The organism is uncultured Veillonella sp. (assembly GCF_915069625.1).
In the GTDB taxonomy this organism is placed as follows: domain Bacteria; phylum Bacillota; class Negativicutes; order Veillonellales; family Veillonellaceae; genus Veillonella.
Map to the genome: position 1 here is coordinate 1 of NZ_CAJZFD010000113.1, position 6652 is coordinate 6652.

2 protein-coding genes are annotated in these 6652 nt (G+C 40.6%); one reads left to right on the forward strand and one right to left on the reverse strand.

Annotated elements, in window-relative coordinates; all coding sequences use genetic code 11:
• Positions 1 to 381 precede the first annotated feature (381 nt).
• Complete coding sequence (locus QZ548_RS06775; RefSeq protein WP_295869236.1) at positions 382 to 4635, forward strand: 2-hydroxyacyl-CoA dehydratase; 4254 nt, start codon at positions 382 to 384, stop codon at positions 4633 to 4635.
• 724 nt (positions 4636 to 5359) lie between these two features.
• Here the strand turns inward: QZ548_RS06775 and QZ548_RS06780 are convergent.
• Complete coding sequence (locus tag QZ548_RS06780; protein WP_227721308.1) at positions 5360 to 6547, reverse strand: multidrug effflux MFS transporter; 1188 nt, start codon at positions 6545 to 6547, stop codon at positions 5360 to 5362.
• Between the last annotated feature and the right edge of the window lie 105 nt (positions 6548 to 6652).

A 6652-nucleotide genomic window follows, 5' to 3' on the forward strand; every position in this document is an offset into this window, starting at 1 on the left:
CAAATATGGGTATTTGTTGAACGTTATTAATTACATAGCCTTTTAGTTTATTACAGATGTTATGTGCTATTAGATACACCTTTTTTCATCTTAGAATGATATAATAATTTTTACATCTTATTCCGATGTAGAGGTGTTATTCAAATTTAGTCATATTCCATATAACTCATTGGAATATAGAATAACATAGATTTTATCTACATTTGTTGTATAATATGTATAGGATATTTAAAAAATTAGATATTTTTGTGAAAGCATATCCTAATCTAAGTTTAATTAGATGCTTGGTACATTTTATGTAAGATTTATGTTAAATGTACTACGTTCACAAAATGAGTATGATCTTGTGTGGTCATACGGTTTTTGAAAAGAGAGGTATTTATGCAACACATGCTACGCATGGGTATTGACGTGGGCTCTACAACGGTTAAAGTTGTACTATTAGACGAACACGATAATTATTTGTATAAAAAGTACATACGCCATTATGCGAACATTTTGGACACCGTATATACCTTGCTCCAAGAGGCTCAAGTGGGTCATGAAGATGATCTAGTTCATGTATGTATTACCGGTTCTGGTGGTATGGCGATGGCTGAAAAGGTACGCATTCCATTCGTACAAGAGGTTATTGCTGAAACACGTGCTGTAAAAGCACTCTATCCAGAAACTGATGTTATCATCGAACTTGGTGGTGAAGATGCGAAGGTTACCTATTTGGGTCAAACGGCAGAACACCGTATGAATGGCTCTTGTGCTGGTGGTACAGGTGCTTTCATCGACCAAATGGCGACATTATTGCAAACAGATGCATCTGGCCTTAACCAATTGGCCATGAATGCTGATACGATTTATCCAATTGCAGCACGCTGTGGCGTATTTGCTAAAACAGACGTACAAGCTTTGTTAAACCAAGGCGCATCTCATGAAAATATTGCAAAATCCGTATTCCAAGCGATTGTAAACCAAACAATTGCGGGCCTTGCATGCGGTCATAAAATTGAAGGTAATGTAGCATTCCTTGGCGGTCCATTGACATTCTTGTCTGAATTGCGCCAATGCTTCTGCGATACCTTAGAACTAGATGAAGCGCATCGCATTATCCCTGAGAATGGTGAATTGTTCATCGCTTTAGGGGCGGCTTTGGTGAAAGAAGACTGTCGTGAGATTACAGTTGGCCAATTAACAAAAGAAATTGGTGCCCTCATCGGTATTCCTATGGAGGCTACAGATCGTGTAGAACCTCTATTTAAAAATGAACAAGAATTAGAAGAATTCCGCGCTCGTCATGCTAAGGCAGTAACGCCAAAGGCAAACATTGAAGATGCGCAAGGGCCTTGTTACCTTGGTATTGATGCGGGTTCTACTACACTTAAGGTAGTTCTCATCAATAGTAATAAGGAAATTATCTTCTCTCACTATGGTCCAAACCATGGTAAACCATTAGAAAAATCTCGTGAAATGATCGAGAAAATTTATGAACTGTTACCAAAAGGCGCTTATATTGCGCATTCTGGTGTAACTGGCTACGGCGAAGCGTTCCTTAAACGCGCCCTTGGTATCGATATTGGTGAAGTAGAAACAATGGCTCACTATCGTGCAGCTCGCTACTTCTGCCCTGATGTTTCCTTTATCTTGGACATCGGCGGTCAAGATATGAAATGCTGTAAGGTTCGTGATGGCTATATCGAAGATATCGTATTGAACGAAGCATGTTCCTCTGGTTGTGGTTCCTTCATCGATACATTCGCATCCGGTCTACGCATTCCAATCGACCAATTCGCGAAGGAAGGTTTGTTGGCATCCTTGCCAATCGACTTGGGGTCTCGTTGTACCGTATTTATGAACTCTAAGGTTAAGCAGGCTCAAAAAGAAGGTGCTACGGTACAAGATATCGCAGCAGGCCTTGCTTACTCTGTTATTAAAAATGCCCTTTACAAGGTTCTTAAGGTAAAAGATCCTAAAGAATTGGGCGATCATATCGTTGTACAAGGCGGTACATTCTACAATGAATCCGTATTGCGTGCCTTTGAGAAATTGATGGGCGTAGAAGTAATTCGTCCTGACGTATCTGGCTTGATGGGTGCTTATGGTATGGCCCTTCTTGCAGCTGAAACAGCAGAAGAGTTACAAAAGGAAAAAAGTACTTTGCTCGATAGCAATGGCCTTAACTCCTTACAAGTATCTACGACAATGCGCAATTGTGGCCTTTGCTCTAACAATTGTATGCTTACTATCAACGCTTTCTCCGACGGTCGTACCTACGTAACGGGTAACCGTTGTGACCGCGGTGCAGGTGGTATGATTCAAGAGGAACGCAAAGCAGTTCCTAACTTAGTAGACGTTAAATTGCGTCGTTACTTCGACTATTACTTAAAGAAAAATATTCCAGAGTTCGAAGGTAAAATGCGCGTAGGTATTCCTCGCGTCCTCAATATGTATGAGGATTTCCCATTCTGGTTTACATTCTTTAATACACTTGGCTATGAAGTAATCCTTTCCGATTACACAACGAAGGACCAATATAACAAGGCTATCGATACAATCCCATCCGATACAGCTTGCTACCCAGCAAAAGCGGTTCATGGTCATATTCGCAATCTTGCGAATGCACAGGTAGACTTTGTTTGGTACCCTTGTGTGCAACATGGTCCTAAGGAATTTAGCCGCGACAATAATTACCATTGTCCAATGGTTATTTCCTATCCAGAACTTATTAAAAACAACATGCAAGACGTGTTAGGGGATACTCCATTCCATGCACCATTCTTGCCGTTGGCTGATAAAAAATCTCTTGTTCCTGCCCTTGTGAAAGCATTGGATTTCTTGAACCTCAAGAAGAAAGATATTGCTAATGCTGTAGAAAAAGCTTGGGAAGAACAAGAAAACTGTAAGGCTTCTTACCGTGAAACGACGAAGAAAACTGTATCTCGCCTCGTAGCAGAGCAAATTCCTACCATCGTATTAGCTGGTCGTCCATATCATTTGGACTCTGGTATTAACCACGGTATTCCAGAGCTTATTACATCTCTTGGTATGGCTGTTCTTACAGAAGATGGCGTTGCTCCACTAGGCAATGAAATTAAGCATCTACGTGTTGTAGACCAATGGTCCTACCATAGCCGTTTATATCGCGCTGCTGAATTCGTAAGTAGAACAGAAGGCTTCCAAATCGTTGAACTTAACTCCTTCGGTTGTGGCCTTGACTCTATCGTAGCGGATCAAGTAAAAGATATACTTTCAGCAAATCATAAAATTCATACCTTACTCAAAATTGATGAAGGTACAAACCTTGGTGCTGTAACGATTCGTTTGCGTTCCTTGCAATCTGTAATGGAACGTAGCTTGCGTCGTCATCATAACCCAGAAGCTCCAGAAGTGGTGGAAGAGCAATTACCAACGTACGATTATAATCGCGTTGTGTTTACAGAGGAAATGCGTAAGACTTATAAAATCTTGGTGCCACAAATGTCACCATTGCATTTTAGTCTCTTAGATCCAGTCCTCAAAAATGAAGGCTATGACTTTGAAATGTTGCCAGCTCCAACGCGTGACGATATTGAAGTGGGCTTAAAATACATCAATAATGATGCATGTTACCCAGCGATTATCGTTGTAGGTCAGCTCATGTCTGCTTTACTATCCGGTAAATATGATATCAATAAAACAGCTGTTATCATCTCTCAAACAGGTGGTGGTTGTCGTGCTACAAACTACATCGGTTACTTGCGTAAGGCTTTAATCGATGCTGGTATGAAGCAAGTACCAATCCTATCCCTCAATGCGAGCGATATAGAACGTCAACCAGGCTTCAAATTGACAAAAGGTTTCTTACATCGTATGATCCAAGCCGTTGTTTACGGTGATGCCCTCATGCAATGCGTATTGGCTACACGTCCATACGAAACTAACCCAGGCTCTACAGATGCATTATGTGATTACTGGATTAAAAAATTACAGCAAAACATTACATCTGCAAGCCTTCGTCAGTACAATAAGTACATCAAAGAAATCATTCATGACTTTGATAACTTACCGGTTAATAAAGATGTACAAAAACCTCGCGTTGGCGTCGTAGGGGAAATTTACGTTAAGTTCCATCCGAGCGCTAACAACCATATCAATGAACTCATTGAAAAAGAAGGTGGCGAAGTTGTTACATCTGGCCTATTAGACTTCTTCTTGTACTGCGCAATGGATAGCACATACCGTGCTAAACACCTTGATGGTACATGGCTATCTGGCTTCTTTGGTACATTGGCTCGTGAAGCCCTTGAACTCTACCGCTTGCCATACGCTAAAGCCGTAGCAGCGTCTAAACACTTTGACCCTCTACAACGTATGACAGAAGTAGCAAAAGAAGCAGCTCAATTCATTGGACTTGGTAACCAATGTGGTGAAGGCTGGTTCCTCACAGGCGATATGATCGACCTCATCGAAAAAGGGGCAAAACAAATCGTATGCTTGCAACCATTCGGTTGCTTACCAAACCACGTAACAGGTAAAGGCATGGTAAAAACACTATCCGCTGCCTACCCAGACGTGCGCATTGCTGCCATCGACTACGATCCAGGCTCCAGTGCAGTAAACCAAGCAAACCGTTTGAAACTATTACTATCGACCATGTTTGAATAAAGGAGTGCTCCGTTATATTTTCAACGGGGCCATGTTAGATGTATTGCTAATTTTAGCCCCAATAATAGTTGTGTAACTCGATGGAGCTATTGTAAATAAGCGATAAGGTGCTTTCATTTTATAATGGGGCCCGGATACAACTGCATATCATTAGTATAGAAAAAATACAGCCCTCTCTTGGCTCAGGTACGTCACTACGCTCCGTAAAATCGCTGCAGAGAGGGCTGTATTCTTTTCTATATACACTCGGCTATGAAGATGTCCCATTATAAAATGTAAGTAATCCAATCTACTATATCCCTAATAGCTCCATCGAGTTTGTTATCTCATTATTTACAAAAAATTAGCAATACACCTAATGGAGACGGTAGGGAGGAGATGTGCCTATGGCAGATCTCCTTTTCCTACAATCAGTTGGACAGGTGATTTCCTTTATTGTGCCTTATATTTTCAGAAGAGAAAGAATAGTGCCAAGTCGATATTACAATGTGTAATACATATAGTTTATTACTTTGGCTGATGCTCTTAAGTCGTAATGGGACACCTTTACAAATAGTGTTAATATAAATAAGCGCCCCCTTTCTGCAGCGATTTTACGAAGGACTGAGCAAGGAAAGGGGGCGCTTATTTATATACTAAAGTTATTCTGTTGTGACGGGGCCCCATTACGACTTAGAAATACAAGGGCTATAACTTTGTATTAACTATTGCAATAAGGCTGGCACTATTCTTTTTCTACTAATCCATATAGGCACAATAAGGAAAGCACTGCACATACTAGCATTGTAATCCCCATGGGTACCCCCGTATGATCCCCACCAATACCAACGAGTGGAGATACAATACCTGCCGCAAACATGCTAGCAAAGCCGAGTATGGCAGAGGCACTGCCTGCCATTTTCCCGTAGTTGGTCATCGCCATAGAGAATGAGGCGGAGCCGAATAGGGATACGGTACATACGGTAAAGAATAGGATGGTTGTTACAGGGATGAGTGACCATTCGAAAATCATAGCAATTAAGAATAGTAAGGAACCAATTGTAAGTTGCCATAGGCTGAATGTTAGTAATTGTTTAGCTGTTATAACATTACTAACACGACTACTAATGGCACTAGCTAAGACAATACCACAGCTGTTAATACCGAAAAGATAGCTAAATTCTTGAGCGGAAAGATTAAAAATATTTTGGTATACAAAGGATGAACCTGATATATAAGCAAAAAATCCGCCAAAGGCAAATAATTGTATTAATGTTTGACCTAAGAATGGCTTATCTTTGATGAGGGTAATATAATTTTTAACTGCTACACCTACACCGCCTGTAATACGTTTTTCTTTTGGTAAGCTTTCACGGAATAGAAGTGAGCCTACTAATAGAATAGCAGAGAATACTGCTAGAATTACAAAGATTACACGCCATGTAGTGAATAAGAGCAATTGGCCACCTATGAGAGGGGCAAGTACTGGAGCTAAGCCGTTAACCATCATAAGTAAGGCGAAGAGTTTCGTCAATTCTTGACCAGAAGCAAAGTCTCGAGCGATAGCCTTGGCAATTACAACACCTACAGATCCAGTTAAACCTTGTAGGAATCTACCTAGTAAAAGTATTTCGATGTTAGGTGCAAAGGCACAAATGATGCTAGAGATGACACATAGTAAATTGCCTACGATGAGTGGTAATTTACGACCCATTGTATCGCTAATAGGGCCACCAAATAATTGGCCTAATGCAACACCAAAGGTCATAACACCAATGGTCATTTGAATATTAGATGCGGTTGTATTTAATTCGCCAGGCATAATCGGCAATGCTGGTAAATAAAGATCTGTTGCGAGCGGTGTTATGGCTGTTAACATGCCAAGGAATACTACCAAGATAAAGGAAACCTTAGCAGAATTTTCTTGATTCATATAATCCTCCTATCTTAAAATGGGAAAAATAAAAGCCTGCGAATCGCACTTGATATGTACCCATTTTCCTGGACACATATTATTTACTAGCCTAAACACATGGAT

What these genes read in the sequence shown, in the direction of transcription:
- QZ548_RS06775 (WP_295869236.1), top strand. Translation starts at nt 382, where the DNA reads ATGCAACACATGCTACGCATGGGTATTGACGTGGGCTCTACAACGGTT.
- QZ548_RS06780 (WP_227721308.1), bottom strand. Translation starts at nt 6,547, where the DNA reads ATGAATCAAGAAAATTCTGCTAAGGTTTCCTTTATCTTGGTAGTATTC.